Here is a 24,922-nt window from a genome sequence, read left to right on the forward strand (position 1 = left end):
CATTTTGTGTCTGCGGATCGAACCCGGCGGCGCGGACGTTGCCGAACCGGACGAGATTCAATCGTGTGGAGGACGTGCCGCACGCGGGGCGGGACACAGGGGGCACATGCGGGGCGCACGACGGGGCGGGAAATTCGGGCTCGCCGCAGCGGCCACGCTGCTGATCGGCGGCTGTAACCGCCATCAGTCCGCGCTGGCGCCGTTCGGAGCGGACGCAGCCGACATCCGCAGCCTTACCCTGGTGCTGGTCATCGGCTCGGCTGTGATCCTGGGCGTGCTTGCGCTGCTGTGGGTCATTGCCGTCCGCGCGCCGGAGGGAAAGCTCACCCACAAAAAGGGCATGCGCCTGGTGCTGGTGCTCGGCGCGCTGGTGCCCACCATCGTCCTCCTGGCGCTGCTGCTTTATGCGCTGCCGATGATGCGCCCGCGCACCGCCACGCCAGCCGACCTGCGCATCACCGTGACGGGCGAGCAATTCTGGTGGCGCGTCGCGTATCAGCCGACCGGCACGCCACCGGTGGTCGCGGCCAATGAAGTGCGCATCCCCGTCGGGCGCACGGTCGTGTTCCGCCTGGAGGCACAGGACGTGATCCACAGCTTCTGGATCCCGGGCCTTGCCGGCAAGATGGACATGATCCCCGGCCGCACCAACGAACTGGTGGTCCGCGCCGACAAGGCCGGTCGCTACCGCGGCGCCTGCACCGAATTCTGCGGGCTGTCGCACGCGCTGATGGCGTTCGACGTCGTGGCGATGGAGCCCGCCGCCTTTGATCGCTGGATCGCCACCCAGCGCCGGCCCGCACCCGCCGCCCGCCGTGACGCGGCGGCCTACGCCCTGTTCGACAGCTATGGCTGCGCCGGCTGCCATGCGATCCGCGGCACGCCGGCGACCGCCACCATCGGCCCGGACCTCACTCACTTCGGCGGCCGCCCGACCGTCGCCGCCGGCACGCTGCCGATGGAGACGGAGGCGATCGCCCGCTTCATCCGCATGCCGGCCGAAACCAAGCCCGGCGTGCGCATGCCCGCCTTCCCGCACATGCCGCCGGACGATGCCCGTCGTCTCGCCACCTATCTGCAAGGCCTGAAATGACCGCCGACGCCCAGAACGATCCTGCCGTCCGCCGGGCGCAGGAGGAACGGCTGCGCGCCGTGTGGGATGCGCCCAAGGGCTGGTTCTTCCGCTGGACCGACTGCAACAACAACCGCGTCGGCAACTGGTATGTCTCCACCGCCTTTGCCTTCATGCTGTTCGCGGGCGTGCTGGCGCTGATCATGCGCACCCAGCTGGCGGTGCCCGAGAACGATCTCGTCTCCGCCTCGACCTTCAACCAGCTATTCACGCTGCACGGGTCGATGATGATGTTCCTGTTCGCCGTGCCGATGTTCGAGGCGGTGTCGATCATCCTGCTGCCGAGCCTGTTGGCCGCGCGCGACCTGCCGTTCCCCAGGCTTTCGGCATTCGGCTATTGGAGCTTCCTGATCGGCGGCGTGTTCGTTTCCGGCTCGATCTTCTTCAACGTGGCGCCCGATGGCGGGTGGTTCATGTACCCGCCGCTCACCACCCGCAGCGACTTGTCCGGGCTGGGCGCCGACATCTGGATGCTGGGCCTGTCCTTCATCGAAGTGTCGTCGGTGGCCGCCGCCGTCGAGCTGATCGTCGGCGTGCTCAAGTGCCGACCGCCGGGCATGCGCCTCAACCTCATGCCGCTCTATGCCTGGTACATTCTGGTCGTCGCGGTGATGATCCTGTTCGCCTTCCCGCCGCTGATCGCGGGCGACGTGCTGTTCGAGATGGAGCGACTGCTCGACTGGCCGTTCTTTGACGCGGCGCGCGGCGGCGATCCGCTGCTGTGGCAGCACCTGTTCTGGATTTTCGGTCATCCGGAGGTGTACATCATCTTCCTGCCGTCAATCGCGCTGTTCGCGATGCTGGTGCCGACGTTCGCGCGCCGGCACCTGCTGGGCTATCCGTGGATCGTGCTGGCGGCGGTGGGCACTGCCTTCCTCAGCTTCGGCCTGTGGGTCCACCACATGTTCGCGACCGGCCTGCCCAAGATCAGCCTGGCCTTCTTCTCGGCCGCATCCGAAGCGGTGGTGATCCCGACCGGCGTGCAGATCTTCTGCTTCCTGGCGACGCTGTGGGCGGGGCGAGTCACCTGGTCGACGCCGCTGCTCTATGCGACCGGCAGCCTCGCCATCTTCGTGATCGGCGGCCTGACCGGCGTCATGGTCGCGGTCGTGCCGTTCGACTGGCAGGCGCACGACACCTATTTCGTCGTCGCGCACCTCCATTACGTGCTGATCGGCGGCACGCTGCTGCCGCTCTTCGCCGGCCTCTACTACTACTGGCCGCTGGTGACGGGGAAGAAGCTGTCGGACCGGCTGGGGCGGATCGCCTTCTGGTTCATGTTCGTCGGGGCCAACCTCACCTTCTTCCCGATGCATCTGTCGGGCCTGCTCGGGATGCCGCGCCGCGTCTTCACCTATCCCGAGGAGCTCGGCATCGGCGGACTCAATCTCGCCTCGACGCTGGGTGCCTATCTGTTCGCCACCGGCGTCGGCATCGTCGTGGTCGATCTCTGCCTGTCGCCCCGCCGCACGCTCGCGGAGCGCAACCCGTGGCGCGCCGGCACGCTCGAGTGGCTGACGCTACCAAATGCAGAGAATTGGGGCGTCCGCTCGGTGCCGCTGATCGAAAGCCGCTACCCGATCTGGGACCAGCCCGGCTTTGTGCAAAAGGTCGACGAGGGCCGCTTCTTCCTCCCCGATGCCGAGGAAGGCCGTCGCGAGACGATCATCACCACCGTGCTCGACGCGCGACCGCTGCAGGTCGTCCGCCTCGGCACGCCCAGCGTCAAGCCCATGCTGACCGCCGCCGCCCTCGGCGGCGTCTTCATCCTCACCACCTACCACCTCTATTGGCTGGCGCTGCTGTCGGGCTTCGCGACGCTCGCCATGGTGCTCGCCTGGCTGTGGACCGGCACCGCCGAGATCCCCGAAAAGCCGTGCAAGCCGATCGGCCACGGGCTGGAGCTGCCGCTCTATGTCTCAGGCCCGTCCTCGGCCGGCTGGTGGGCGATGTTCATCACCATGATGGCGGACGCGACGGCGTTCTCCGGGCTGGTGTTCGGCTATTATTTCTACTGGACCGTGCATCCCGAGTTCCCGCCGAGCGGACCGGGCTTCGACGGTCCCGGCGTCACCTGGCCGATGGTGGCGATGGCGCTGACGCTTGTCAGCTGGGCCGCGACGGTGGCGGCGCGCGAAGTCCATGCCCGCGGCGGCGTCGCTGCCGGGCGGCTGTTGCTGGTCGTGGGCGCGATCGCCTCGCTGGCCGGGCTCGTGGCAGGGCTCGCGGGACCGTGGACCACCGGACTCGATCCGACGCAGCATGTCTATCCGGCGATCGTGTGGACGCTGGCGATCTGGACCGCCGCGCACAACGGCATCGGCGTCATCATGCAGCTCTACACCTTCGCGCGCAGCCTCGCCGGGCGGATGACCCCCGCGCATGACGCCGATCTGCACAACATCACGGTCTACCAGCACTTCCTCGCGCTCACCGCCGTCGTCACCTACTTGACGATCGGCCTGTTCCCGGAGGTTGCATGAAACGCGGCCTGGCCGATCGCGTCCGCGCGCTGCGCGTCACGCTGTGGACGCTGATCGTCCCGCCCGCGCTTTGGGCAGCGCACTTCCTGTTCTCCTACATCTGGGCAGCGGTGACCTGCGCAAAGACGGGCAGCTTCGCGAAATATCCGGTCCTGTTCATCGTCTGCACCGCGATCGCGCTGGCGCTGATCGCGGCTGCGGGCATCGTCGCACACATCCAGTCGGCGACTCCGGGCGACCCACCGCCGCACGAGGGGGGCACCGACAGTGACCGCATCCGCTTCCTGGCCAAGGCGACCCTGCTGCTGTCGGGCCTGAGCTTTGCCGGGGTGGTGTTCACCGCCGTTCCCGTGATCTTCCTCCAGGATTGCCGATGAGGCGCACAAGCCTTGCCGCAGGCGTCGCCACGCTGCTGCTGTCCTGGGTGCTGTCCGCCCTTGGGCTCGGCATGGTCGGGCATATGGCCGGCCACATGATCGCGGTTGCCGTCTCCGCCCCGCTGCTCGCCTGGGGCCTGGGCGGCACGCGCTTCGACCTGGCGCGTATCGCGCCGCAGCTCCTGCATCCGCTCGCCATGTCGGTTGTCGAGCTGGGCGTGGTGTGGGGCTGGCACCTGCCGGCGCTGCGCGCGCTTGCCGATACCAATCCGCTGTGGCTCGCGCTGGAGCAGGCGAGCTTCCTTGCCGCCGGCGTGCTGCTGTGGGCGGCGGTGCTCGGCGCCGGGGGAGAGCGGCGGATGCGCGGCATTGGCGCGCTGCTGCTCACCTCGATGCACATGACGCTGCTGGGCGCGCTGATCGGCCTTGCCCCGCGCCCGCTGTATCCGATGATGGCGATGCACGGCGCAATGGCCGGGCTTGATCCGCTGGAGGACCAGCAACTCGGCGGCGTCGTCATGCTGCTGATCGGCGGCGCCAGCTATTTCCTGGGCGCGCTCGCGCTCTTGGGCGGACTGGTGCGGCAGCGAGAGGAGGCACGCGCATGACCATCCGCATCACCTGGGCGCGTGCCATCACCGCCCTGCTCGCGCTTGGCGCAGCCGGCATGCTCTTCGCCTGGTCGGGGCTGTTCAACGTCGCCGCTTCTTCCGGCCATTGGGCGATCACCGACTGGTTCCTGCACTGGACCATGCGCAACTCGGTCCGCACCCACACGATCATGGCAGGCGAACCCGCGCCGCGCGACGACCGCGGGCTGGTGAGCGCCGCTGGCCACTTCAAGAACAGCTGCGCCGTGTGCCACGGGGCTCCCGGCGTACCGCCCTCGCCGGTGATGCAGGCCGCCACGCCCGCGGCACCCAATCTTTCGGTGAACGCGCGCGAATGGTCGGACGGACAGCTGTTCTGGATCGTCGAACATGGCGTGAAGTTCACCGGCATGCCGGCCTGGGCGGCCAAGGACCGGCCGGACGAGATCCGGCGCATGGTCGCCTTCGTCCGCCGCCTGCCGCGGATGACGCCCGCCGAATATCGCCAGCTGACCGAGCAGGCGCCCGCCGCGCCGGTGGCCGGCGTCCGGGACGCGACGCTGCGGTCGTGCACCGGCTGCCACGGCGCCGACGGGCGCGGCCGCGGTGCGGGCGACATTCCGGTGCTGGGCGGCCAGAAGCCTGCCTATCTGCTCGCAGCGTTGCGCGCCTATGCCACCGGCAAGCGCGACAGCGCGGTGATGCGCAATGTCGCCGTCACCCTGTCCCCTGCGGAAATGGAGGCGCTGGCGCGCGCCTTTGCCGCCATGCCCGGACTGCCAGCGCAGCTCTCCGCCACTGGCAACGGCGAGCCTGCGCGCATCGTCGCCCAGGGGCTGCCGAAGCAGCAACTGCCCGCCTGTCGCTCCTGCCACGAACCCAACGGCCGCGCGCCGGTGCTGGAGGGGCAGAAGGCCACCTATATCGCCGACCGCCTGCGCGCCTGGCGCGGCGAAGAGGGCGAGATCGACGCCCGCCAGTCGCAGGCGACGATGCCGGTCATCGCCCGGCGCATCCCCGAAGAGATGATCGAGCCGCTGGCCGCGTATCTGGAGCATGGGGTTGCGAGCAGCGTCGACTGACGGGCGCGTGCGCAACGCCCTTCGTGCTCCCGCAATGGCGGGAGCCCAGAGCGTCCTACGCCGCAGGCCGTTGTTCTGGCTTGCCCTGGATCCCTGCCTGCGCAGGGATACGGAGGAGGAGAAGCAGCGCGACCCCAGGGCCGCGCCGCTCCCCGGTTACGCCGCCTGCGCGACGTCCACCGGCGCAAGCCGGATGAGGTAGTCGAACGCCGACAGCGCTGCCTTCGACCCCTCGCCCATCGCGATCACGATCTGCTTGAACGGCACCGTCGTCGCGTCGCCGGCGGCAAAGATGCCGGGCTGCGAGGTTTCGCCGCGATCGTCGATCTCGATCTCGCCGCGGGTGGTGAGGGCGACGGCACCCTTCAGCCATTCCGTGTTCGGCACCAGACCGATCTGCACGAAGATGCCCTCCAGCGCGATCTCGTGCGCGGAGCCGTGGTTGCGGTCCTTGTACACCAGACCCACGACCTTCTCGCCATCGCCCTTCACCTCAGTGGTGAGCGCCGAGGTGATGATCTTCACGTTCGGCAGGCTGGCGAGCTTGCGCTGCAGCACCGCGTCGGCGCGCAGATCGGTGTCATATTCGATCAGCGTCACGTGCGCGACGATACCGGCCAGATCGATCGCCGCCTCGACGCCCGAGTTGCCGCCGCCGATCACTGCCACGCGCTTGCCCTTGAACAGCGGACCGTCGCAGTGCGGGCAATAGGCTACGCCCTTGTTCTTGTACGCGTCCTCGCCCGGCACGTTCATCTGGCGCCAGCGGGCACCCGTCGACAGGATCACGGTGCGCGCCTTCAGCGATGCACCATTCTCCAGCCGCACCTCGTGCAGGCCACCCGGCTGGGCGGCCGGGATCAGCTTGTCGGCACGCTGCAGGTTCATGACGTCGACGTCATATTCCTTCACATGCTGCTCCAGGTGCGCGGCGAGCTTGGGCCCTTCGGTATGCGGCACCGAGATGAAGTTCTCGATCGCCATGGTGTCGAGCACCTGGCCGCCGAAACGCTCGGCCAGCACGCCGGTGCGGATGCCCTTGCGCGCGGTGTAGATGGCGGCTGCGGCACCGGCCGGGCCACCGCCCACCACCAGCACGTCGAACGCATCCTTGGACCGGATCTTGTCGGCCGCACGCGCAGAGGCGCCGCTGTCGATCTTGGCGACGATCTGCTCCAGCTCCATGCGGCCCTGGCCGAACACTTCGCCGTTCAGATAGACGGTCGGCACCGCCATCACCTTGCGCGCCTCGACCTCTTCCTTGAACAGCGAGCCGTCGATCGAGACGTTGCTGATGCGCGGGTTGAGCACGCTCATCAGATTGAGCGCCTGCACCACGTCCGGGCAGTTCTGGCACGACAGCGAGAAATAGGTTTCAAAGGCGAAATCGCCGTCGAGGTTCTTGATCTGCTCGATCAGGTCCTGCGCGGCCTTGGACGGGTGGCCACCGACCTGGAGCAGGGCCAGCACCAGCGAGGTGAACTCGTGGCCCATCGGGATGCCGGCAAAGCGTACGCCGATGTCGGTGCCGGTGCGGCGGATCTGGAAGCTGGGCTTGCGCGCGTCGTCGGCGTGGACGACTTCGATCTTGTCCGAAAGTGCAGCGATTTCGTTCAGCAGCTCGCCCAGCTCGCGCGACTTGGCGTCGGTGCCGAGCGAAGCGACGAGCTCGATCGGCTCGCGGATGTTGACCAGATAGGCCTTGAGCTGCTGCGTCAGATTGGCGTCGAGCATGGAAAACTCCGAAACTTGATACAAAACGGCCCGGGGCGAACGGATTCACCCCGGGCCGCCTGGTTACCCAAGTGGCTGGGTAGCTTAGATCTTGCCGACCAGGTCGAGCGACGGGGCGAGCGTGGTTTCACCCTCTTCCCACTTCGCCGGACAGACTTCGCCCGGGTGCGCTGCAACATACTGCGCGGCCTTGATCTTGCGCAGAAGCTCGACGGCGTTGCGGCCGACGCCTTCCGAGGTGATCTCGACGAACTGGATCACGCCTTCCGGATCGACCACGAAGGTCGCACGGTCGGCGAGGCCCGCACCTTCGCGCATCACGCCGAAGTTGTTGGTGATCGTGCCGGCAGCATCACCCAGCATGGTGAAGTTGATCTTGCCGATCGCGGGCGAGGTGTCGTGCCACGCCTTGTGGCTGAAATGCGTGTCGGTCGAGACGCTGTAGATCTCGACGCCCAGGTTCTGGAACGCGTCGTAGTTGTCGGCCAGGTCTTCCAGCTCCGTCGGGCAGACGAAGGTGAAGTCGGCCGGGTAGAAGAAGAACACTGCCCACTTGCCCGCAACGTCGCGGTCGCTGACTTCCAGGAACTTGCCCTGGCGGTAGGCCTGCGTCGTAAACGGCTTCAGCGAGCTACCAATGATTCCCATTCCAAATCTCCATGCTGCGGATGCGAAGGAGATAGGGGCGGGCTCCCGCAGAGGGAAGTGATGAAATCCACTGGCATTGATCGATTGTGGCGATCACCATATCGACGATGCGCTCGCCTCGAACGGGTCCTTTCCGCGCCGCCCATCCCGCTGCCCGGTGTGCAGGTAATCGGCGGTGAACAGCGACGCTTCCTCCAGCATCGCGAAGTTGGGAATGCGCAGCACCCGGCCCGACAGGCTGATCAGTCCGGAGGTCCGCATCTGCTGCAGCGTGCGATTGACGTGGACGGAGGTAAGTCCGGTCGCATCGGCGAGGTCGGTCTGGGTGAGCGGCAGGTCATAGCTCTCCCCCCCGGCCAGGCCCACGGCCTGCAGCCGTAGCGCGAGTTCGCACAAGAGGCTGCCGAGCCGCTCGAGCGCGTTACGCTGGCCAAGGTTCGTGGTCCACTCCCGCTGCGTCGAGATGCTGACCAGCATCTGCCACCAGAACGCCCTGCCGATGCGCGGGTAGTTCATCGCGACCCGCTGCAGCGCCTCGCCGGGCACCTCCATGTAGCGCACGTCGGTCACGGCCCCGATCGAATGGTCCATTCGGGTCAGCACCAGGTTGTTCATGTCGCAGGTATCGCCCGGCAGCATGAAGCCGACGATCTGCCGGCGCCCATCCTCCAGCGTCTTGAACTGGCATGCCCAGCCAGAGACGATCAGGAACACCGCGCGCGGCGGTGCCCCTTGCGCGATCAAGTCCCGCCGCGCCGGCGCAAAACGGACCGGCAGCATGAGCATCTGCCGGATCACTGCCTCTTCGTCCGACGCCAGGCGCGAGTAATTACCGAGACGCCGGACCAACAGATCTCCGGCGCTTTGATGTCCGTCGTGCACCAACGCTCCCCTCGTCACAGGAAGGGCTTACCGGGGTGCCACAAATCCGGAACTCATCTATGTTATGGAACACCCGTAGGTGGCCATAGGGGTTTGCACGCCGAGGTCAGCGGCTCGGCCGGAGCAGCCACGCAAAAGCGTGCCGCAGACGTTCGGCTGCCCCCTCGTCGAAGATCGCACCGTGAGCGACGATCACCTGTTCCGGAGCCAGGGCGATCACCGTGCGGATCTTTGCGGCCGCATCTTTGCCGTTCCACCGGATCAGCACGCGCAGATAGCGGGCCGTAGTGCCCCGGGTCGCTGCCGCCGCCCCCATCGCCATGCGCGTGAACGGAGGAAGCTTTTCCGGCTGCAAATTCTCGATCAGGTCGACGAGCAGCAAGGTGCGGGACGGCTTGTGGAAGAAATAGGCTTCGCAGAACCCCGCCGCGCCAGGCACCAGCCCCTGTTCCAGCTCGTCGGCCCAGGCCGCTTCCGGTGCGTCCTGCAAGTCGCGGTCGATCCGCACGCCCGAAGTACGGACCTGGCGACGGTCGCGAAGGCCGGGCACACCCCAGGTCGTCGCTTCCGGATAGATCGCCTGCCACGACTTCACAAAGGTCCAATGGGCAATGTTGGGAGCGATCAGGTGCCGGATCGGCCCGATCGCCTCCAGCTCGCGCGCCAGCGCGGGCGTATAGCGGATCGGGGAGTGCAGCAGCAGGTCACCGTTCGCCAGCCGCACCACGGTCATGCGGACCGGCAGCGTGAGGCCGCCCGGCGCGATCGGCGCGCCATCGACGATCCAGACGTCCTCGGCGACGGGCTTCGGCGTGTCGAGCGGCGGGTATGCCACTTGCGGCGGATGGCCATGATCGTTCGAGAGCCGACGGTAGGCGAGCCCGGCCGCGGCAGCGCCGATCGCGAGGCCAGCGCCGATCTTCCAGGCGCGTGCGGTGCCGCCGCTGGGCAGGCGATCGTCGTTGGCAGCGGTGTGGCGCGCGGTCATGGGCATTCCTCCAGCTCCGATGCGGGTTCAGCGCCGCTTCGGTACGGAAGTTCCGCCATGCGGCCTCATGCTGCGGCGGTGTCGCCTTTTACCTGTTCGATCAGCACCAGCACGTCGTCGATCAGCTTGCGCATCGCCAGCCGTGCGCGCTCGGCGTCGCCGGCCAGGATGGCGTCATAGACTGCGGCATGGTCGGCGATGCTCGCCGAACGTCCTGCAATCCGATTGGTGAAGCGGATCGAGGTCCGCAGCGCGGTCGCGACCACGTCGCGGAACTGGATGTAGAACGGGTTTTCCGACGCGCGCAGGATCGACACGTGAAACGCGATGTCCGCATCCAGCGTCTCGTCGCGCCCCTGCTCGGCCGCGCGCATCCGCTCCAGCCCTGCCAAGATCGCCGCATGCTGCTCGGGCCCCGCGCGCTTGGCGGCCAATGCCGCCGCCGCCGGCTCGACGGCCACGCGCAGCTCGTTGAAGTGACGCAGCAGCTCGATCGACAGCTTGCGCTCGAGGAGCCAGCGCAGCACGTCCGGGTCGAACAGGTTCCAGGATTCCTGCGGCAGCACGAACGTGCCCTGTTTCGGCCGCGCCCCCAGCAGGCCCTTGGCGGCCAGCATCTTCACCGCTTCACGCGTGACCGAGCGGCTGACGCCATGCTCGCGGACGATGTCGGCCTCGTTGGGGAACGGGCGGTCGTTGTAAAAGCCCACAACGATTGACCGCCCCAGGACTTCCTGAAGGCCATAGGTCAGGTTGCGGCCCAACTCTTGCTGCACGTTCAAACCCTTGCCTCATGCGAAAAGAGGCTACGTTGGCCAGGGCCGGCTATGCCGACACCAATGCCGCGCCACCTCGTCTCCGCGCCCCCTCCCAAATCGACGCTTGCCACGCCATACCCTTGCGTACGCCGCGACCCGATGGGGTACAAGCCAATTATCGGACAATTGGCTTGCGATGTTCTTGCGACCCGTTAGACAGAAAGCGCGCTGTCCAGAGAAGATGGCCGCCAGGATCGAGGGAGAAAGCGATGCGCCACGCGTGGAAGATGCTTGCGGCAGTTGCTGCAATGGGCCTGACGGCCGGTGCCGCGCAAGCGGGCGAGGTCAAGCGCGCGACCTTTGGCCGCACGAGCGATGGCAAGGCGGTGCCCGCGATCACGCTCAGCAATAGCCATGGTGTCTCGGCAACGGTGATCGCCTGGGGCGCGAGCCTCCAGTCGCTCAAGATGCCGGACCGCGACGGCCGGATCGAGGATGTCGTACTCGGCTATCCGGACATGGCAGGCTATCTCAAGCAGCCCGAATATTTCGGCGCCACCGTCGGTCGCGTCGCCAACCGCATTGCCAACGGCCGCTTCGTGCTCGACGGGCGCACCTATCAGACGCCGGTGAACGACGGCCCCAATGCGCTGCACGGGGGCACCCAGGGCTTTGACAAGGTCGTTTGGCAGGTCGTTTCGGCAAAGGGCGGCGACACGGCTTCCGTGACCCTGCGCTATGTCAGCCGCGACGGCGACCAGGGCTATCCCGGCACGCTGACGGTGGACGCGACCTATTCGCTCGACGAGAACAACGCGCTCACCATCGACTATCGCGCCACCACCGATCGCACGACGGTCGTGAATCTCTCGAACCACGCTTATTGGAACCTCTCGGGCGAGGGCTCGCGCAATGGTGCGATGGGCCATATCCTGGAAATCCCGGCGCAAAGCTTCACGCCCGTCAACGAAACGCTGATCCCCACCGGCGAGCGTCGCCCGGTCGCCGGCACCGTGTTCGACTTCCGCACGCCGCATGAGATCGGCGAGCGGGTGCGCGACGCACGCGACATGCAGATGGTCTATGGCCGCGGCTACGACCACAATTGGGTGATCGGCGACAAGGTCACGCCAGACCAGCATCTGATGGCGCGCGTCCATGACCCGCTGTCCGGCCGCGGGTTCGAGCTCTGGTCCAACCAGCCGGGCCTGCAATTCTATTCCGGCAACTTCATCAACGGCACGGTGACCGGCAAGGCGCAGCGGATCTATCGCGGGGGCGACGCGATCGTGCTGGAACCGCAGCTGTTCCCGGACACGGTCAATCAGCCGGCCTTCGGGTCCGCACGGCTGGAGCCCGGCCAGACCTATCGCAACACCATGACCTTCCGCTTCGCCACGGGGCAGACCACCCCGCCGCAGCAGCGCTGATTTCAGGAGCCCCGACCATGACTCGTTTCCTGCTGCTCGCCGGCGCCGCCTTCGCCACCATCGCCACCGCGCTTCCGGCGGACGCCCGCGACCTGTGGACGCCTGCCCAGGCCAAGGGCTGGTACGGCAAGCAGCCGTGGATGGTGGGTGCCAACTTCACCAACCGCAGCGCCATCAACCAGTTCGAAATGTGGCAGGCGGACACGTTCAACCCGCAGCAGATCGACCAGGAACTCGGCTGGGCCGAGGACATGGGCATGAACGTCATGCGCGTCTATCTCCACAACATGCTGTGGGAGAATGACGCGGCAGGCCTCAAGCAGCGCATGGAGCAGTTCCTCCAGATCGCCGACAGGCACCATGTCCGCATCATGTTCGTGCTGTTCGACAGCTGCTGGGATCCGAACCCGGTGGCCGGGCCGCAGCGTCCGCCGATCCCGGGCGTCCACAACTCCGGCTGGATGCAGGCGCCGGGTGCCGCGCGCCTCGCCGACGCCAGCCAGTATGACAAGCTCGAAAACTATGTGAAGGACGTCGTCGGCACCTTTGCCAACGACCAGCGCGTGGTCGCCTGGGACGTGTGGAACGAGCCCAACAACGAGGGCGGCGGCGGCGGGTCCTACAAGCCCACCCCGAACAAGACCGCGCTGGTCGCGGGGCTCCTCGGCCGCGTGTTCGACTGGGCACGCAGCGTCGATCCTGTCCAGCCGCTCACCTCGGGCGTCTGGATCGGCGAGCACTGGGACCAGGCGCAGACGCTGGACGCAGTCGAGCGCATCCAGCTCAGCCAGTCGGACGTGAACAGCTTCCACGACTATAACTGGCCCGAGCAGTGGGAAACCCGCGCCAAGCAGGTGCTGAGCTATGGCCGCCCCGTCTTCTGCAGCGAATATATGGCGCGCGGGAACGGCTCGACCTTCGACGGGTCGCTGCCGCTTGGCAAGAAATACAACATCGCGATGATCAACTGGGGCTTTGTCGACGGCAAGACCCAGACCCGCATGCCGTGGGACAGCTGGAAGAAGCCCTATACCTATGAGGAGCCCACCGTGTGGTTCCACGAGGTGCTGCGCGCCGACGGCACCCCCTATCGCAAGGCCGAGGTCGACCTGATCAAGCGCCTGACCACCGAGGCGAACGGCAAGCGCCGCCGCTGAGTGCAAGGCGCCCTTCCCACCTTTCCCGTTCGCCTCGAGTAGCCGTCGAGCCTGTCGAGACGGCGTATCGAGAGGTCGCCTGTTGTGGCTCTCTCGATACGGGCTCTCGACAAGCTCGATCCCTACTCGAGAAAAACGGGAATGGCTGCGCGTGCCAGTAGAGGCTCCGGCAGTGCCGCGTTTGCCCCCTTCTCGCACCCGGCGCCTGTTCAGCCGCGCGGGGATGCGCTAGGCGCAGGCGATCATGGGCAATCTTTTTCTCGTCATGCTCGGCGGCGCGATTGGCGCCGGGCTGCGGCACCTGTTCGGGCGTGCCGCCTTCACCGTGCTGGGCTCCGGATGGCCCTGGGGGACGTTGGGCGTCAACCTCATCGGTGGCTTTGCGATGGGCCTGCTCACCGCCGTGCTTGCCCGCGGCAGCCTGGGCGGCGAGAATGCGCGGCTGCTGCTCGGCGTCGGCGTGCTCGGCGGCTTCACCACCTTTTCCGCTTTCTCCCTCGACGCCATGCTGATGATCGAGCGCGGCGCATTCGGCTCCGCGCTCGCCTATGTCGCAGCCTCCGTCGCAGGCGCGATCCTGGCGCTGTTCGCGGGCCTCACCCTCGGAAGGATCGCTGCATGAGCGACACGTCCAACACCGTCCGCCAGTTCACCGTCGGCGCCGACGACGACGGCGTCCGCCTTGACCGCTGGTTCAAGCGGCACCTGCCCGATGTCAGCTTCAACACCGTGTCGCGCTGGGCGCGCACCGGGCAGCTGCGCGTCGACGGCGCCCGCGCGACGCCGGGCGACCGTGTGGCCGAGGGCCAGCAGATCCGCGTCCCCCCGCCCGAGCCCGAGAAGCCCGCTCGCCCGAAGCAGGAGCGCCCGCCGCTCGCGCCCGAGCAGGTGGAGCTCGCCCAGTCGATGGTCATTCACCGCGACGCCCAGGCGATCGTGCTCAACAAGCTGCCGGGCCTCGCCACCCAGGGTGGCACCAAGACGCACGACCATGTCGACGGCCTGCTCGACGCGCTCCAGTTCGATGCGGAAAGCCGGCCCAAGCTGGTCCACCGGCTCGACAAGGACACGTCGGGCGCGCTGCTGCTCGCGCGCACGTCGCGCGCCGCAGCCTTCTTCTCCAAACATTTCTCCGGCCGTTCGGCGCGCAAGACCTATTGGGCGCTGGTGATCGGCGTGCCGTCGATCGACGACGGCATGATCGACCTGCCGCTTGCCAAGCAGCCGGGCAGCGGCGGCGAGAAGATGCACGTCGACGAGGAGGAGGGTCAGCCCGCTCGCTCGCGCTATCGCGTGATCGAGCGCGTCGGCAATCGCGCCGCCTGGGTGGAGCTTCAGCCCTATACCGGCCGCACCCACCAGCTGCGCGTGCATATGAGCGCGATCGGCCATCCGATCGTCGGCGACGGCAAGTACGGCGGCGCCGCGGCGTTCCTGACGGGCGGCGTCAGCCGCAAGATGCACCTCCACGCGCGGCGCATCCGCATCGACCATCCCGATGGTGGCCAGATCGACGTGACCGCCGAGCTGCCGCAGCATTTCGCGGAGAGCATCGAGCTGCTCGGCTTCGACATGGCGCTCGGCAATGCGCTGGCGGAAGACACGCCCCCGCCTCCCAGCCGCGCCGTGGAAAAGGCAAAGGCCAAGGCGCACGCCAAGACTGTCCGCAAGGAACGCCGCGGCGAGCGTCGGAGCCGGGGTCGCGGATGACTCGGCTCGCGGTGTTCGACTGCGACGGCACCCTGGCCGATGGCCAGGCGAACATCTGCCGCGCGATGGAAGCGGCGTTCGACTCCGCCGGGCTCGCTCCGCCACCGCGCGCCGCGATCCGCCGGATCGTCGGGCTGAGCCTGGTGGAGGCGGTCGCCCGGCTCGCCCCCGACCAGGACCCTGCATCCCACCTCGCGCTGGCGGAGGATTACAAGCGCCACTTCCGCGCGATGCGGACCGGCGGCGGCCTGGCCGACGAACCGCTGTTCGACGGCGTGCGCGAGGCGCTGGAGCAGCTCGCCGACAGCGGCTGGCTGCTGGGCGTCGCGACCGGCAAGTCCGATCGCGGCCTGGCGCTGCTTCTGGAGCACCACGGCCTTTCCCGGTACTTCGTGACGCTGCAAACCGCCGATCGTCACCCCTCCAAGCCGCATCCGTCGATGCTGGAGCTGGCGATGGCGGAAGCAGGCGCCGATCCTCGCGACACGGTGATGATCGGCGACACCAGCTTCGACATCGCCATGGCGGCGGCTGCCGGCGTCCACCCGATCGGCGTCGCCTGGGGCTATCACAGCGTCGCCGAACTGACTGCTGCCGGCGCCTGCCACGTCCTGGACCATGCCTCTGCGCTGCCCGCCCTGGCAGAGGCGCTGTGCCCCGCCCCGGCCGAGCTGCGCGCGTGAGCGCCGATCCCGCCCGCAACCGCTGGCTGGTCATGGTGCTGGTCCGCATTCTCGCGTCCGCCGGCGCGGTGGTCGGGCTGATGCTGCTGACTCGCGCGACCGAATGGCCGCCCAAGCTGCTGGGTGTCGCGATCGTCCTGTCGGCGTTTTACATCATGGCGGTGGTGCCGCGCGCGCTGGCTCACCGCTGGAGGACTCCGCCCAAACCATGAAGCGTTTCTGGAAGATCGTCACCGTCGAGCCTGCTGAAGGGGGCCTTGGCATCGCCTTGGACGGACGCCCGGTCCGCACTCCCGGCCGGGTACCGCTTGCCCTTCCCACGCCCGCGTTGGCGCAGGCGGTGGCGGACGAATGGTCGGCAGTCGGCGAGACGCTCGATCCGCGCGCAATGCCGCTCACCGGCCTTGCCAATGCCGCGATCGACCGGGTGGCGCCAGACCCCGCCGCCTTTGCCGCAGGCCTCGCCGCCTATGGCGAAAGCGACCTGCTCTGTTACCGCGCCGAGGGTCCCGAACCCCTGGTCGAGCGCCAACAGGCCGCCTGGGATCCGGTCCTCGCCTGGGCGCGCCAGCGCTATGACGTGACGTTCGAGACCACCGCCGGAGTGATGCACGTCACCCAGCCGCCCGCCACCGTCGCGCGGCTGGCCGATGCGACCGCCGCCCGCGATCCTTTCGCGCTTGCGGGCCTGTCGCCGATCGTGACCATCACCGGCTCGCTGGTGCTGGCACTCGCGCTGGCGGAACGCGCGTTCGACGCGGAGACGGTGTGGGCCGCCGCTCACGTCGACGAGGATTGGCAGGCCGAACGCTGGGGCGAAGACCCGCTCGCCACCGAAGCCCGCCTTGTCCGCCGCCGCGACTATGACGCCGCCGTGCGGTTCCTGGGCACCTTAGGGTAGGACCGACACACCGACGGTTCGTTGCTGAACGTACCGCCCACCACGCGCTCCCGGCATCCCCGCGCAGGCGGGGATCCAGGGCCAGGCAGAACAACGGCCGCTGGCTCCCGGTACCCTGAGCTCCCGCCGACGCGGGAGCACAGGATTGCCGCGCGCCCTCAATCCTCGTGAATCAGGCTCTGGTGGCGGGTGTCGCGCATACGCAGGTACACGATCAGCGAAATGCCGATCATCGCCGTCACGTACCAGTAGAAGCCGCGCTCCCAGCCGGCATCCTTGAAGCTCAACGCCACATATTCCGCGGTGCCGCCGAACAGCGTGTTGGCCAGCGCATAGGGCAGCGCGACGCCCAGCGCGCGGATGTGCGAGGGGAACAGCTCGGCCTTCACCACCGCGTTGATCGACGTATAGCCGGTGACGATGATCAGCGCCGCCATCACCAGCAGCCCGGCCGTCAGCACGTCCTTGGTCTGCTCCAGCGCGCTGAAAATCGGATAGGTGAACAACACGCCCGCCACGCCGAAGGCGACCATCAGCGGCTTGCGGCCGATCCGGTCGGACAGGCCGCCGGCAATCGGCTGGAGGCACATGAACACGAACAGGGTGATGCCGTTGATCTGGCTCGCCGCTTCCTTGGAGAAGCCGGACGTGTTCACCAGGAACTTCTGCATGTAGATTGAATAGGCATAGAAGGCGAGCGTACCGCCGGCGGTCAGCAGCATCACCAGTGCGGTTTCGCGCGGGTGGTTGCGGACCAGCTGGAGGAAGCCCGACTGCGGTGCCCCCGTGGCCTTGGCCTTCTTGTAGCTCTCCGTCTCGGCAAGACCACGGCGCAGGCGAAACACCACCAGTGCCAGCATCGCGCCGATCACGAACGGAATCCGCCAGCCCCATTGCTCCAGCGCCGCGTTCGACATCACGGCCTGAAGGACCAGCAGCACCAGGATCGCGAGCAGCTGCCCAGAGATCAGCGTGACATATTGAAAGCTGGAGTAGAATCCGCGCCGGTCCTGCCCCGCCATCTCCGACAGATAGGTGGCGCTGGCGCCATATTCGCCGCCGACCGACAGCCCCTGCATCAGCCGCGCCAGCACCAGCAGCGCGGGCGCCGCGATGCCGATCGACTCATAGCCCGGCGTACAGGCGATGATCAGCGAGCCCAGGCACATCAGCGTGACGGACAAAGTCAGCCCCGCCTTGCGCCCCTTGCGGTCGGCATAGATGCCCATGATCCAGGCGCCGATCGGCCGCATGATGAAGCCCACCGCAAACACCGCCGCTGCGCTCAGCAGCTGCGCGGTCGGATCCTCGCTCGGGAAGAAGTGCGGCGCGAAATAGAGGGTGAAGGCGGAATAGACGTACCAGTCGAACCACTCGACCATGTTGCCGGTCGATCCGCCGATGATGGACTTGAGGCGGGAGCCGACCGCGGACGATCCGGCGGACGCGGGCGTGGGTGCGATGGACATGGATCTCCTATCCGCTGGACGAGCAGGCGGGTACGCCGGGGTCAGCTGGAAACGCCGGCCGCGAAGCCGGCGTTCCCGTTCAGGCCATCAGCTTGCGGATGAATCCGATCACGCCGGTCTGGCGCGAGCGCTTCAAGCGCTCGGCCGCCAGGATGGTCTGCACAGAGCGGAAGCACGCCTCCACATCGTCGTTGACCAGCACATAGTCATAGCCGTCCCAATGGCTGACCTCGGCGGCCGCCCGCGCCATGCGCGCGTCGATGATCTCGATCGCATCGGTGTTGCGGTTGAGCAGCCGCTGGCGCAGCTCCGCCATCGACGGCGGCAGGATGAAGACGCGCACCACGTCGCCGCCCGCAATCTGGAACAGCTGCTGCGCGCCCTGCCAGTCGATGTCGAACAGCACGTCCTTGCCGGACGCCAGCATCGCCTCCACCGGCGCGCGCGGCGTGCCATAGCGCTGGCCGAACACATGGGCCCATTCCAGGAACTCATGCTCGGTCGCCATGCGCCGGAATTCTTCCAGGTCGACGAAGTGATAGTCCTTGCCCTCGACCTCGCCAGGTCGCGGCGCGCGCGTCGTCGCCGACACCGACATGGACAGGCCCGGCTCGGCGGCAAGCAATTTGCGCGCGATGGTGGACTTGCCCGCGCCGGACGGCGAGGAAAGGACGAACAGCACGCCACGGCGCTTGAAGCCGTGCGGATCGGACTCTGGCGGCACTTCCATGCGCGCTAGTGGCGCGAGCAGGAGCGATACGTCAAGGCATGGCGACCACCTTCCCGACCCGCAATCCGTCCCATTCTGCCCACTGGTGGTGGGCGACCCTCGCGATCGTCGCGGTCGCGGCGCTGGTGCTGCTGGCGATGGGGCGCGCCCCGATCTGCACGTGCGGCACGGTGAAGCTGTGGCACGGCACCGTGCAGTCGGCCGAGAACAGCCAGCATCTCGCCGACTGGTACAGCCTCAGCCATATCGTCCATGGACTGATCTTCTATGGCCTGGGCTGGCTGACCTTGCGCCGCCAGCCGTGGCAGATGCGGCTCGCACTTGCGGCGCTGGTGGAGGCGGCCTGGGAAGTGCTGGAGAATTCGCCGATCATCATCGACCGCTACCGCGCCGTCACGATCGCGCTCGGCTATGAAGGCGACAGCGTCGTCAACTCGCTCGCAGACATCGGCTGGATGCTGCTGGGCTTCGCGATCGCGCGGCGGCTGCCGCCGTGGGCGACGCTGGCTTTGGGAATCGCGCTGGAGATCGTTGCGCTGGTCGCGATCCGCGACAATCTGACGCTCAACGTCTGGATGCTGGTCGCGCCCAGTGACGCGGTCCGCAGCTGGCAGGCGGGGGCCTGAACCCCCGCCGCAGCCTTTTAGTAGCCCCGACGCGCCTTGCGCCGGTCGTACGCTTTCTTCGCGGCATAGCCACCGCCGAGCACCAGGCCGAGCGGCCCCATGCGCCGCATTGCGCCGCCGACGAGATAGCCGAATGCAGCGCCCTTGACGCCGCCGCTGCCGTCGCGCCGATCGAGCTCGCGTCCGACCAGCATCCCTACGATCCGTCCGATCATGCCGTCTTCTCCCGCTGAAACAGTTGTTCGCGCAGCTGTTCGGCGCCACGCAGCACCGCCCAGCCGACTGCGTAGGTGACCACCACCGGCACCACGACCTTCAGCACATTGGCCGTGATCGCGCCGATGATGGCGCCGTCCGCGGATCCATCGTCGCCGCTCATGCTGTCGATCGCGCCGCCGATCAGCGCGCCTACCGTTGTCGTACCCATGCAAACCTCGCTTTCCTGTCGGGAGGTAAGCGCGGGAGGCGCGCGTGGGTTCCGGGCTACCGCCCGACCATCGTCTCCGGCCGGACGTATTGGTCAAAGGTCGCCTCGTCGACCAGGCCCAGTTCCAGCCCCGCTTCCTTCAGCGTGAGGCCCTTCTCATGCGCATATTTGGCGATCTTGGCCGAATTGTCATAGCCGATCACCGGCGCCAGCGCGGTCACCAGCATCAGCGAACGGCCCACCAGGTCGGCGATCTGCTGCTCGTTCGCCTCCGTCCCGTCGACGCAGCGCTCGGCGAAGCTCGTCATGCCGGTGGCGAGCAGGTGGATCGATCGCAGCACGTTGGCGCCGATCAGCGGCATGAACACGTTGAGCTCGAAATGGCCCTGCATGCCGCCGACGGTCACCGCCTGGTGGTTGCCGATCACCTGCGCGGCCACCATCGTCAGCGACTCGGCCTGGGTCGGGTTGACCTTGCCCGGCATGATCGAGCTGCCCGGCTCATTGGCCGGCAGCGACAGCTCGCCCAGCCCCGAACGCGGGCCGGAGCCCAACAGCCGGATGTCGTTGGCGATCTTGTTGAGCGCCACCGCCAGCGTGTTGAGCGCGCCGGAGAAGAACACCAGCCCGTCCTTGGACGCCAGCTGCTCGAACTTGTTCGGCGCACTCTCGAACTGCGTGCCGGCGATGTCGCTGATCGCCGCCGTCATGTCCTCCGCCCAGCCTTCGGGCGCATTGAGCCCGGTGCCGACCGCGGTGCCCCCGATCGCGAGCTTGCGGATGTTGCCGTTGAGCGCACCCTCGATCCGCGCCCGGCAGCTCACCAGCTGCGCGGCATAACCGGAGAACTCCTGGCCAAGCGTCAGCGGCGTCGCGTCCTGGGTATGGGTTCGGCCGATCTTGACGATATGGTCCCACGCCTCCGCCTTGGCAGTCAGCGAGGCGGTCAGTTTTTCCAGCGCCGGGAGCAGCGCGTCGCGCGTGGCGATTGCGGTCGCGACGTGCAGCGCGGTCGGGAAGCTGTCGTTCGACGACTGGCTCATGTTGACGTGATCATTGGGGTGGACCGGCGACTTGCCGCCGCGCGTGCCGGCCAGCACTTCGTTGGCGCGGCCCGCAATCACCTCGTTCACGTTCATGTTGGTCTGGGTGCCGCTGCCGGTCTGCCAGATCACCAGCGGGAACTGCTCGTCGAGCTTGCCGCCCACGATCTCCTGTGCCGCCGCCTCTATTGCGTCGACGATCTTGGCATCCAGGCCGTGCTTGCGGTTCACCCGCGCCGCGGCCTGCTTCACGATCGCCTGGGCGCGGACGATGCCGATCGGCATGCGCTCCATCGCCCCGAACGGGAAGTTCTCGATCGAACGCTGGGTCTGTGCGCCCCAATAGGCGCTGGCGGGAACCTCGATCGCGCCGATCGAATCGGTTTCCGTGCGGGTTGTGCTGTCGGTGCTCATGGCCCGACAACGCAACGGAGGGCCGGCTTGTTGCACCGGCCGCTCCGCAACGCCTTACTTCTTGCGCTTGAAGTCCACCGCGACGACGTTCGATCCGTCCTCGACCGGCTTCGCCTGGGGCCCGTCGTTCTCGGCCGGGTCGTGCGGCTCGGGTCCGCCGTCCGGGCCTTCCGCTGCCTGGAAGCGCAGCTCGAAGTTGACCGCCGGGTCGTGGAAGCCGGTGATCGCCGAGAAGGGGATGATCAGCGTCGACGGGATCTGGTTGAAGCTCAGCCCGACCGAGAATCGCGACGCATCCACCGTCAGGTCCCAGAAGCGGTGCTGGATGACGATCGTCATCTCGTCCGGGAACCGCTCGACCAGCCGCTTGGGGATGTCGACGCCCGCGGCCTGGGTCTTGAAGGTGATGTAGAAATGGTGCTCGCCCGGCAGGGCGCCGGTGGAGGCGACTTGTCCCAGCACGCGGCCGACGACGGCGCGCAGGGCATCCTGCACGATCTCGTCGTAAGGGATCAGGCTGTCGGGCACTTGAGCGTTCATGCGCCTTGGGTAGCGGGGTTTCGGGTGCGGTCAAGATTCGTTGCGTTGCTTGCGCGACCAGCGGCGCTATGGGGACGATCATGCGCACTGGCACCATCACCCGCTCGACCAGCGAAACCTCGATCGAGGTCGCCGTCAACCTGGACGGCACCGGCGTCTATGACGTCCAGACCGGGGTCGGCTTCTTCGACCACATGCTGGAGCAGCTCTCGCGGCACTCGCTGATCGACCTGACGGTGCGGACCAAGGGCGACCTGCACATCGACGCGCACCACACCGTCGAAGACACCGGCATCGCGATCGGCCAGGCGTTCGCCCAGGCACTCGGCGACAAGCGCGGCATTCGCCGTTATGGCGAGGCGCTGTCGCCGATGGACGAGACGCTGACCCGCGTCGCGCTCGACATCTCCGGCCGCCCATGGCTGGTCTGGAAGTCGCGCTTCACCCAGGCGCAGCTCGGCACCATGGATACCGAGATGTTCGAGCATTTCTGCCACAGCTTCGCACAGGCGGCGGGCATCACGCTCCACGTCGAGACGCTCTACGGCACCAACAACCACCACATCGCCGAAAGCATCTTCAAGGGGCTGGCGCGCGCGCTTCGCACCGCGACCGAGATCGACCCGCGCAAGGACGACGCCGTGCCGTCGACCAAGGGCGTCCTGTGACCGCCGCCCGCCCCAACCAGCCGCTGGTCCTCGCGCTCCTCACCTATGTGAAGCCGATCGACGAGATCGACGCGCTGCGCCCGCGCCACCTGGATTGGATCAGCGCGCGCATAGCTGCGGGCGAGGTGCTGCTCGCCGGCCGCCGCGCGTCGGCGACGGGCGGCGTGATGCTGTACCGCGGTGAGGCGGAGGCCGTCGAGGCGATCGCCTGCACCGATCCGTACATCATCGAGGGCGCGGCCACGCTCGAAGTCGTCGGCTTCACCGCCGCCATCGCCAGCGCCGAGATCGGCGCGCTGCTCGCATGACGCTGGCGCTGATCGACTATGGCGCCGGCAACCTCCACTCGGTCGCCAACGCGCTGAAGGCTGCCGGAGTCGCCGACATGGCGATCACCGCCGATGCCGAGGTGGTGCGCCGCGCCGACCGCATCGTCCTGCCCGGCGTCGGCGCCTTCCGCGCCTGCATCGACGGGCTCGCCGCCGTACCGGGCATGATCGAGGCGATGGAAGAGCGCGCGCTGCGCGGCGGCGTGCCGTTCCTGGGCGTGTGCGTCGGCATGCAGCTGATGGCGACCGAGGGCGAGGAGTTCGGCACCCACGCAGGCCTCGGCTGGCTCCCCGGTACCGTCCGCAAGCTGGAGGCAAGCCCGCAAGCGCGCGTGCCGCACATGGGCTGGAACGACGTGGTTCCCCTGAACGAGCACCCGATCGTGCTGCCGGGCGAAGCCTATTTCCTGCACAGCTATGCCTTTGAAGGCGATGGCGTCGTCGCCACCACCACTCACGGGCAGCCGGTGACCGCGGCGATCGGCCGCGACAATTTGCTCGGCGTCCAATTCCACCCCGAAAAGAGCCAGCGCTACGGCATTGCGCTGCTGGAGAGATTCCTCGCATGGCAACCGTGACCGACCGGCTGATCGTCTTCCCCGCGATCGACCTCAAGGGCGGCCAGGTCGTCCGGCTTGCCGAAGGCGACATGGACCGCGCCACCATCTACGGCGACGATCCCGCCGCCCAGGCCCGCGCCTTTGCCGATGCCGGCGCCGACCATCTCCACGTCGTCGACCTCGACGGCGCCTTTGCCGGCGACTCGGTCAATGGCGACGTGGTGGCAAGCGTCGTGCGCGCCTTCCCCGGCCGCGTGCAGTTGGGCGGCGGCATCCGCACCCGAGCTGCGATCGACGGCTGGCTCGAACTCGGCGTCGCCCGGGTCGTGATCGGCACCGCGGCGCTGGAGAACCCGGACCTCGTCCGCGATGCCGCCCGCGCGCTGCCCGGCCGGATTGTGGTCGCGGTGGACGCCCGCGACGGCCTGGTCGCGACTCGCGGCTGGGCCGACGTTTCCACCGTCACCGTCGCCGACCTCGCCCGCCGGTTCGAGGATGCGGGCGTCGCCGCCCTGCTCTTCACCGACGTCGGCCGCGACGGCCTGCTCAAGGGCTGCAACGTCGCCGCCACCGCCGCACTCGCCGCCGAAGTCGGTATCCCCGTCATCGCCAGCGGCGGTGTCGCCGACATCGAGGACATCCACCAACTGCGCGGCAAGCCGGGTATCGAGGGCGTCATCACCGGCCGCGCGCTCTACGACGGCCGCCTGGACCTCGCCGAGGCGCTGCGAGTGGCGGCATGACCGTCCGCGTCCGCATCATACCCTGCCTCGACGTCCATGCCGGGCGCGTGGTCAAGGGCGTCAACTTCGTCGACCTGCGCGATGCCGGCGACCCGGTCGAGCAGGCACGCGCCTATGACCTCGCCGGTGCCGACGAGCTCTGCTTCCTCGACATCGGCGCCAGCCACGAAGGCCGGGACACCATCGTCGATGTGGTCCGACGCACTGCCGAGGTCTGCTTCATGCCGCTGACGGTGGGCGGCGGCGTCCGCTCGGCGGCCGACGCCCGCGCGCTGCTGCTCGCCGGCGCCGACAAGGTCGCGGTCAATTCCGCTGCCGTCGCGCGTCCAGAAGTGGTGGCGGAGATCGCCGACCGGTTCGGCAGCCAGTGCGTCACCGCCTCGATCGACGCGCGCCAGGTCGAGCCCGGCCGCTGGGAAGTCTTCACCCACGGCGGCCGCCGCGCGACTGGCATCGACGCGCTGGAGCACGCCGCCCGCTTGGCTGGCTTCGGCGCCGGCGAGCTGCTCGTGACCTCGATGGATCGGGATGGCACGCGCGACGGCTACGACCTCGCCCTCACGCGCGCGATTGCAGACGCGACCGACGTGCCGGTGGTTGCGTCGGGCGGCGTCGGCAAGCTCACCGACCTGGTGGCAGGCGTGGTCGAAGGTCATGCCAGCGCCGTGCTTGCCGCGTCGATCTTCCACTTCGGCGAGGCGAGCGTCGCCGACGCCCGCGCCGCGCTTGCGGCCGCCGGGGTCGCGGTGCGGGGAACGCGCTGAACGCAGCGGCGCACACCCGCACCCCCAGGCACAGCCGCTCGTACCCCTGGGCGC

29 protein-coding genes are annotated in these 24,922 nt (G+C 68.0%); 18 read left to right on the forward strand and 11 right to left on the reverse strand.

Annotated elements, in window-relative coordinates; genetic code table 11:
- Nucleotides 1-106 precede the first annotated feature (106 nt).
- Genes coxB through LK533_RS11325 form a run of 5 tightly spaced genes read left to right on the forward strand, consistent with a single transcriptional unit; the run spans nt 107 to nt 5,664 of the window.
- The gene (gene coxB, locus LK533_RS11305) at nt 107-1,093 is read left to right on the forward strand and encodes a cytochrome c oxidase subunit II (RefSeq protein ID WP_229363004.1); all 987 of its coding nucleotides are present in this window, start codon (nt 107-109) and stop codon (nt 1,091-1,093) included.
- Nucleotides 1,090-3,615 carry a cbb3-type cytochrome c oxidase subunit I gene (locus LK533_RS11310; RefSeq protein ID WP_229363006.1) on the forward strand — a complete coding sequence of 842 codons (2,526 nt, stop codon included), beginning with the start codon at nt 1,090-1,092 and terminating at the stop codon, nt 3,613-3,615. Before coxB ends, LK533_RS11310 begins: the two co-directional genes overlap by 4 nt.
- Nucleotides 3,612-3,992, forward strand: coding sequence for a hypothetical protein (locus LK533_RS11315; protein WP_229363007.1), 381 nt, complete (start codon nt 3,612-3,614; stop codon nt 3,990-3,992). The genes LK533_RS11310 and LK533_RS11315 overlap by 4 nt, the downstream gene beginning before the upstream one ends.
- Nucleotides 3,989-4,600, forward strand: coding sequence for a cytochrome c oxidase assembly protein (locus LK533_RS11320; RefSeq protein WP_229363009.1), 612 nt, complete (start codon nt 3,989-3,991; stop codon nt 4,598-4,600). The genes LK533_RS11315 and LK533_RS11320 overlap by 4 nt, the downstream gene beginning before the upstream one ends.
- A complete protein-coding gene (locus LK533_RS11325) occupies nt 4,597-5,664 on the forward strand; it encodes a c-type cytochrome (RefSeq protein WP_229363011.1) in 1,068 nt (355 codons plus the stop codon). The genes LK533_RS11320 and LK533_RS11325 overlap by 4 nt, the downstream gene beginning before the upstream one ends.
- 156 nt (nt 5,665-5,820) lie before the next feature.
- Here LK533_RS11325 and ahpF read toward each other — a convergent pair whose 3' ends face one another.
- From ahpF to LK533_RS11350, 5 genes are all read right to left on the reverse strand, one after another.
- The gene (ahpF, locus tag LK533_RS11330) at nt 5,821-7,398 is read right to left on the reverse strand and encodes an alkyl hydroperoxide reductase subunit F (RefSeq protein ID WP_229363013.1); all 1,578 of its coding nucleotides are present in this window, start codon (nt 7,396-7,398) and stop codon (nt 5,821-5,823) included.
- A gap of 84 nt (nt 7,399-7,482) precedes the next feature.
- Entirely contained in the window at nt 7,483-8,046 is a 564-nt protein-coding gene (gene ahpC / locus LK533_RS11335; RefSeq protein ID WP_229363015.1) for an alkyl hydroperoxide reductase subunit C, read from the reverse strand.
- Nucleotides 8,047-8,139: 93 nt separating this feature from the next.
- Nucleotides 8,140-8,895: a Crp/Fnr family transcriptional regulator gene (locus LK533_RS11340; protein ID WP_229363017.1), complete on the reverse strand. Its 756-nt coding sequence runs from the start codon at nt 8,893-8,895 to the stop codon at nt 8,140-8,142.
- 139 nt (nt 8,896-9,034) lie between these two features.
- Nucleotides 9,035-9,916 carry a DUF4336 domain-containing protein gene (locus tag LK533_RS11345; protein ID WP_229363018.1) on the reverse strand — a complete coding sequence of 294 codons (882 nt, stop codon included), beginning with the start codon at nt 9,914-9,916 and terminating at the stop codon, nt 9,035-9,037.
- Nucleotides 9,917-9,981: 65 nt separating this feature from the next.
- Nucleotides 9,982-10,692 carry a FadR/GntR family transcriptional regulator gene (locus LK533_RS11350; RefSeq protein WP_324255293.1) on the reverse strand — a complete coding sequence of 237 codons (711 nt, stop codon included), beginning with the start codon at nt 10,690-10,692 and terminating at the stop codon, nt 9,982-9,984.
- A gap of 251 nt (nt 10,693-10,943) precedes the next feature.
- Here LK533_RS11350 and LK533_RS11355 point away from each other — a divergent pair, with 251 nt between their 5' ends.
- The 7 genes from LK533_RS11355 (at nt 10,944) to LK533_RS11385 (ending at nt 16,555) form a co-directional block, all read left to right on the forward strand.
- The gene (locus LK533_RS11355; RefSeq protein WP_229363022.1) at nt 10,944-12,104 is read left to right on the forward strand and encodes an aldose epimerase family protein; all 1,161 of its coding nucleotides are present in this window, start codon (nt 10,944-10,946) and stop codon (nt 12,102-12,104) included.
- A 17-nt stretch (nt 12,105-12,121) separates the two neighbouring features.
- Entirely contained in the window at nt 12,122-13,261 is a 1,140-nt protein-coding gene (locus LK533_RS11360; protein ID WP_229363024.1) for a cellulase family glycosylhydrolase, read from the forward strand.
- A 244-nt stretch (nt 13,262-13,505) separates the two neighbouring features.
- Nucleotides 13,506-13,883: a fluoride efflux transporter CrcB gene (crcB, locus tag LK533_RS11365; protein ID WP_229363026.1), complete on the forward strand. Its 378-nt coding sequence runs from the start codon at nt 13,506-13,508 to the stop codon at nt 13,881-13,883.
- A complete protein-coding gene (locus LK533_RS11370) occupies nt 13,880-14,971 on the forward strand; it encodes an RluA family pseudouridine synthase (protein ID WP_229363028.1) in 1,092 nt (363 codons plus the stop codon). Before crcB ends, LK533_RS11370 begins: the two co-directional genes overlap by 4 nt.
- Nucleotides 14,968-15,654 (forward strand): HAD-IA family hydrolase, encoded by a 687-nt coding sequence (locus LK533_RS11375; RefSeq protein ID WP_229363030.1) that lies wholly within the window; start codon nt 14,968-14,970, stop codon nt 15,652-15,654. Before LK533_RS11370 ends, LK533_RS11375 begins: the two co-directional genes overlap by 4 nt.
- Nucleotides 15,651-15,866, forward strand: a complete 216-nt coding sequence (locus tag LK533_RS11380; protein WP_229363032.1) for a hypothetical protein — start codon at nt 15,651-15,653, stop codon at nt 15,864-15,866. The genes LK533_RS11375 and LK533_RS11380 overlap by 4 nt, the downstream gene beginning before the upstream one ends.
- Nucleotides 15,863-16,555: an ATP12 family chaperone protein gene (locus LK533_RS11385; RefSeq protein ID WP_229363034.1), complete on the forward strand. Its 693-nt coding sequence runs from the start codon at nt 15,863-15,865 to the stop codon at nt 16,553-16,555. The genes LK533_RS11380 and LK533_RS11385 overlap by 4 nt, the downstream gene beginning before the upstream one ends.
- Before the next feature lie 158 nt (nt 16,556-16,713).
- On the opposite strand, the gene LK533_RS11390 is transcribed toward LK533_RS11385, so the two are convergent.
- Both LK533_RS11390 and gmk read right to left on the reverse strand, forming a co-directional pair.
- A complete protein-coding gene (locus LK533_RS11390; protein ID WP_229363035.1) occupies nt 16,714-18,024 on the reverse strand; it encodes an MFS transporter in 1,311 nt (436 codons plus the stop codon).
- Nucleotides 18,025-18,103: 79 nt separating this feature from the next.
- Nucleotides 18,104-18,754: a guanylate kinase gene (gmk, locus tag LK533_RS11395; RefSeq protein ID WP_229363037.1), complete on the reverse strand. Its 651-nt coding sequence runs from the start codon at nt 18,752-18,754 to the stop codon at nt 18,104-18,106.
- 38 nt (nt 18,755-18,792) lie between these two features.
- Between gmk and LK533_RS11400 the strand changes: the two genes are divergently transcribed.
- Nucleotides 18,793-19,380: a DUF2585 family protein gene (locus LK533_RS11400; RefSeq protein WP_229363039.1), complete on the forward strand. Its 588-nt coding sequence runs from the start codon at nt 18,793-18,795 to the stop codon at nt 19,378-19,380.
- A gap of 17 nt (nt 19,381-19,397) precedes the next feature.
- On the opposite strand, the gene LK533_RS11405 is transcribed toward LK533_RS11400, so the two are convergent.
- Genes LK533_RS11405 through LK533_RS11420 form a run of 4 tightly spaced genes read right to left on the reverse strand, consistent with a single transcriptional unit; the run spans nt 19,398 to nt 21,804 of the window.
- Entirely contained in the window at nt 19,398-19,595 is a 198-nt protein-coding gene (locus LK533_RS11405; protein ID WP_229363040.1) for a hypothetical protein, read from the reverse strand.
- The gene (locus tag LK533_RS11410) at nt 19,592-19,807 is read right to left on the reverse strand and encodes a hypothetical protein (protein WP_229363041.1); all 216 of its coding nucleotides are present in this window, start codon (nt 19,805-19,807) and stop codon (nt 19,592-19,594) included. The genes LK533_RS11405 and LK533_RS11410 overlap by 4 nt, the downstream gene beginning before the upstream one ends.
- Nucleotides 19,808-19,863: 56 nt before the next feature.
- A complete protein-coding gene (fumC, locus tag LK533_RS11415; RefSeq protein WP_229363042.1) occupies nt 19,864-21,264 on the reverse strand; it encodes a class II fumarate hydratase in 1,401 nt (466 codons plus the stop codon).
- Between the two features lie 54 nt (nt 21,265-21,318).
- Nucleotides 21,319-21,804 carry an SspB family protein gene (locus LK533_RS11420; RefSeq protein WP_229363043.1) on the reverse strand — a complete coding sequence of 162 codons (486 nt, stop codon included), beginning with the start codon at nt 21,802-21,804 and terminating at the stop codon, nt 21,319-21,321.
- A gap of 80 nt (nt 21,805-21,884) precedes the next feature.
- Here LK533_RS11420 and hisB point away from each other — a divergent pair, with 80 nt between their 5' ends.
- The 5 genes from hisB to hisF are packed head-to-tail and all read left to right on the forward strand — an operon-like array spanning nt 21,885 to nt 24,868.
- Nucleotides 21,885-22,472 (forward strand): imidazoleglycerol-phosphate dehydratase HisB, encoded by a 588-nt coding sequence (gene hisB, locus LK533_RS11425; RefSeq protein ID WP_229363044.1) that lies wholly within the window; start codon nt 21,885-21,887, stop codon nt 22,470-22,472.
- Nucleotides 22,469-22,780 carry a YciI family protein gene (locus LK533_RS11430; RefSeq protein WP_229363045.1) on the forward strand — a complete coding sequence of 104 codons (312 nt, stop codon included), beginning with the start codon at nt 22,469-22,471 and terminating at the stop codon, nt 22,778-22,780. Before hisB ends, LK533_RS11430 begins: the two co-directional genes overlap by 4 nt.
- Entirely contained in the window at nt 22,777-23,379 is a 603-nt protein-coding gene (hisH, locus tag LK533_RS11435) for an imidazole glycerol phosphate synthase subunit HisH (protein WP_229363047.1), read from the forward strand. Before LK533_RS11430 ends, hisH begins: the two co-directional genes overlap by 4 nt.
- Entirely contained in the window at nt 23,367-24,104 is a 738-nt protein-coding gene (gene hisA / locus LK533_RS11440) for a 1-(5-phosphoribosyl)-5-[(5-phosphoribosylamino)methylideneamino]imidazole-4-carboxamide isomerase (protein ID WP_229363048.1), read from the forward strand. Before hisH ends, hisA begins: the two co-directional genes overlap by 13 nt.
- Entirely contained in the window at nt 24,101-24,868 is a 768-nt protein-coding gene (gene hisF / locus LK533_RS11445; RefSeq protein WP_229363049.1) for an imidazole glycerol phosphate synthase subunit HisF, read from the forward strand. Before hisA ends, hisF begins: the two co-directional genes overlap by 4 nt.
- Nucleotides 24,869-24,922: the final 54 nt, after the last annotated feature.

The organism is Sphingomonas sp. PL-96, assembly GCF_020707215.1.
Lineage (GTDB): Bacteria > Pseudomonadota > Alphaproteobacteria > Sphingomonadales > Sphingomonadaceae > Sphingomonas.

Coding starts and splice junctions, on each gene's coding strand:
- LK533_RS11355 (WP_229363022.1), top strand. CDS start 10,944: ATGCGCCACGCGTGGAAGATGCTTGCGGCAGTTGCTGCAATGGGCCTG.
- hisA (WP_229363048.1), top strand. CDS start 23,367: ATGGCAACCGTGACCGACCGGCTGATCGTCTTCCCCGCGATCGACCTC.
- LK533_RS11370 (WP_229363028.1), top strand. CDS start 13,880: ATGAGCGACACGTCCAACACCGTCCGCCAGTTCACCGTCGGCGCCGAC.
- LK533_RS11310 (WP_229363006.1), top strand. CDS start 1,090: ATGACCGCCGACGCCCAGAACGATCCTGCCGTCCGCCGGGCGCAGGAG.
- LK533_RS11390 (WP_229363035.1), bottom strand. CDS start 18,024: ATGTCCATCGCACCCACGCCCGCGTCCGCCGGATCGTCCGCGGTCGGC.
- crcB (WP_229363026.1), top strand. CDS start 13,506: ATGGGCAATCTTTTTCTCGTCATGCTCGGCGGCGCGATTGGCGCCGGG.
- LK533_RS11375 (WP_229363030.1), top strand. CDS start 14,968: ATGACTCGGCTCGCGGTGTTCGACTGCGACGGCACCCTGGCCGATGGC.
- fumC (WP_229363042.1), bottom strand. CDS start 21,264: ATGAGCACCGACAGCACAACCCGCACGGAAACCGATTCGATCGGCGCG.
- LK533_RS11345 (WP_229363018.1), bottom strand. CDS start 9,916: ATGACCGCGCGCCACACCGCTGCCAACGACGATCGCCTGCCCAGCGGC.
- LK533_RS11410 (WP_229363041.1), bottom strand. CDS start 19,807: ATGGGTACGACAACGGTAGGCGCGCTGATCGGCGGCGCGATCGACAGC.
- coxB (WP_229363004.1), top strand. CDS start 107: ATGCGGGGCGCACGACGGGGCGGGAAATTCGGGCTCGCCGCAGCGGCC.
- LK533_RS11405 (WP_229363040.1), bottom strand. CDS start 19,595: ATGATCGGACGGATCGTAGGGATGCTGGTCGGACGCGAGCTCGATCGG.
- gmk (WP_229363037.1), bottom strand. CDS start 18,754: ATGGAAGTGCCGCCAGAGTCCGATCCGCACGGCTTCAAGCGCCGTGGC.
- LK533_RS11315 (WP_229363007.1), top strand. CDS start 3,612: ATGAAACGCGGCCTGGCCGATCGCGTCCGCGCGCTGCGCGTCACGCTG.
- hisF (WP_229363049.1), top strand. CDS start 24,101: ATGACCGTCCGCGTCCGCATCATACCCTGCCTCGACGTCCATGCCGGG.
- hisB (WP_229363044.1), top strand. CDS start 21,885: ATGCGCACTGGCACCATCACCCGCTCGACCAGCGAAACCTCGATCGAG.
- LK533_RS11325 (WP_229363011.1), top strand. CDS start 4,597: ATGACCATCCGCATCACCTGGGCGCGTGCCATCACCGCCCTGCTCGCG.
- ahpC (WP_229363015.1), bottom strand. CDS start 8,046: ATGGGAATCATTGGTAGCTCGCTGAAGCCGTTTACGACGCAGGCCTAC.
- LK533_RS11400 (WP_229363039.1), top strand. CDS start 18,793: ATGGCGACCACCTTCCCGACCCGCAATCCGTCCCATTCTGCCCACTGG.
- LK533_RS11420 (WP_229363043.1), bottom strand. CDS start 21,804: ATGAACGCTCAAGTGCCCGACAGCCTGATCCCTTACGACGAGATCGTG.
- hisH (WP_229363047.1), top strand. CDS start 22,777: ATGACGCTGGCGCTGATCGACTATGGCGCCGGCAACCTCCACTCGGTC.
- ahpF (WP_229363013.1), bottom strand. CDS start 7,398: ATGCTCGACGCCAATCTGACGCAGCAGCTCAAGGCCTATCTGGTCAAC.
- LK533_RS11320 (WP_229363009.1), top strand. CDS start 3,989: ATGAGGCGCACAAGCCTTGCCGCAGGCGTCGCCACGCTGCTGCTGTCC.
- LK533_RS11385 (WP_229363034.1), top strand. CDS start 15,863: ATGAAGCGTTTCTGGAAGATCGTCACCGTCGAGCCTGCTGAAGGGGGC.
- LK533_RS11360 (WP_229363024.1), top strand. CDS start 12,122: ATGACTCGTTTCCTGCTGCTCGCCGGCGCCGCCTTCGCCACCATCGCC.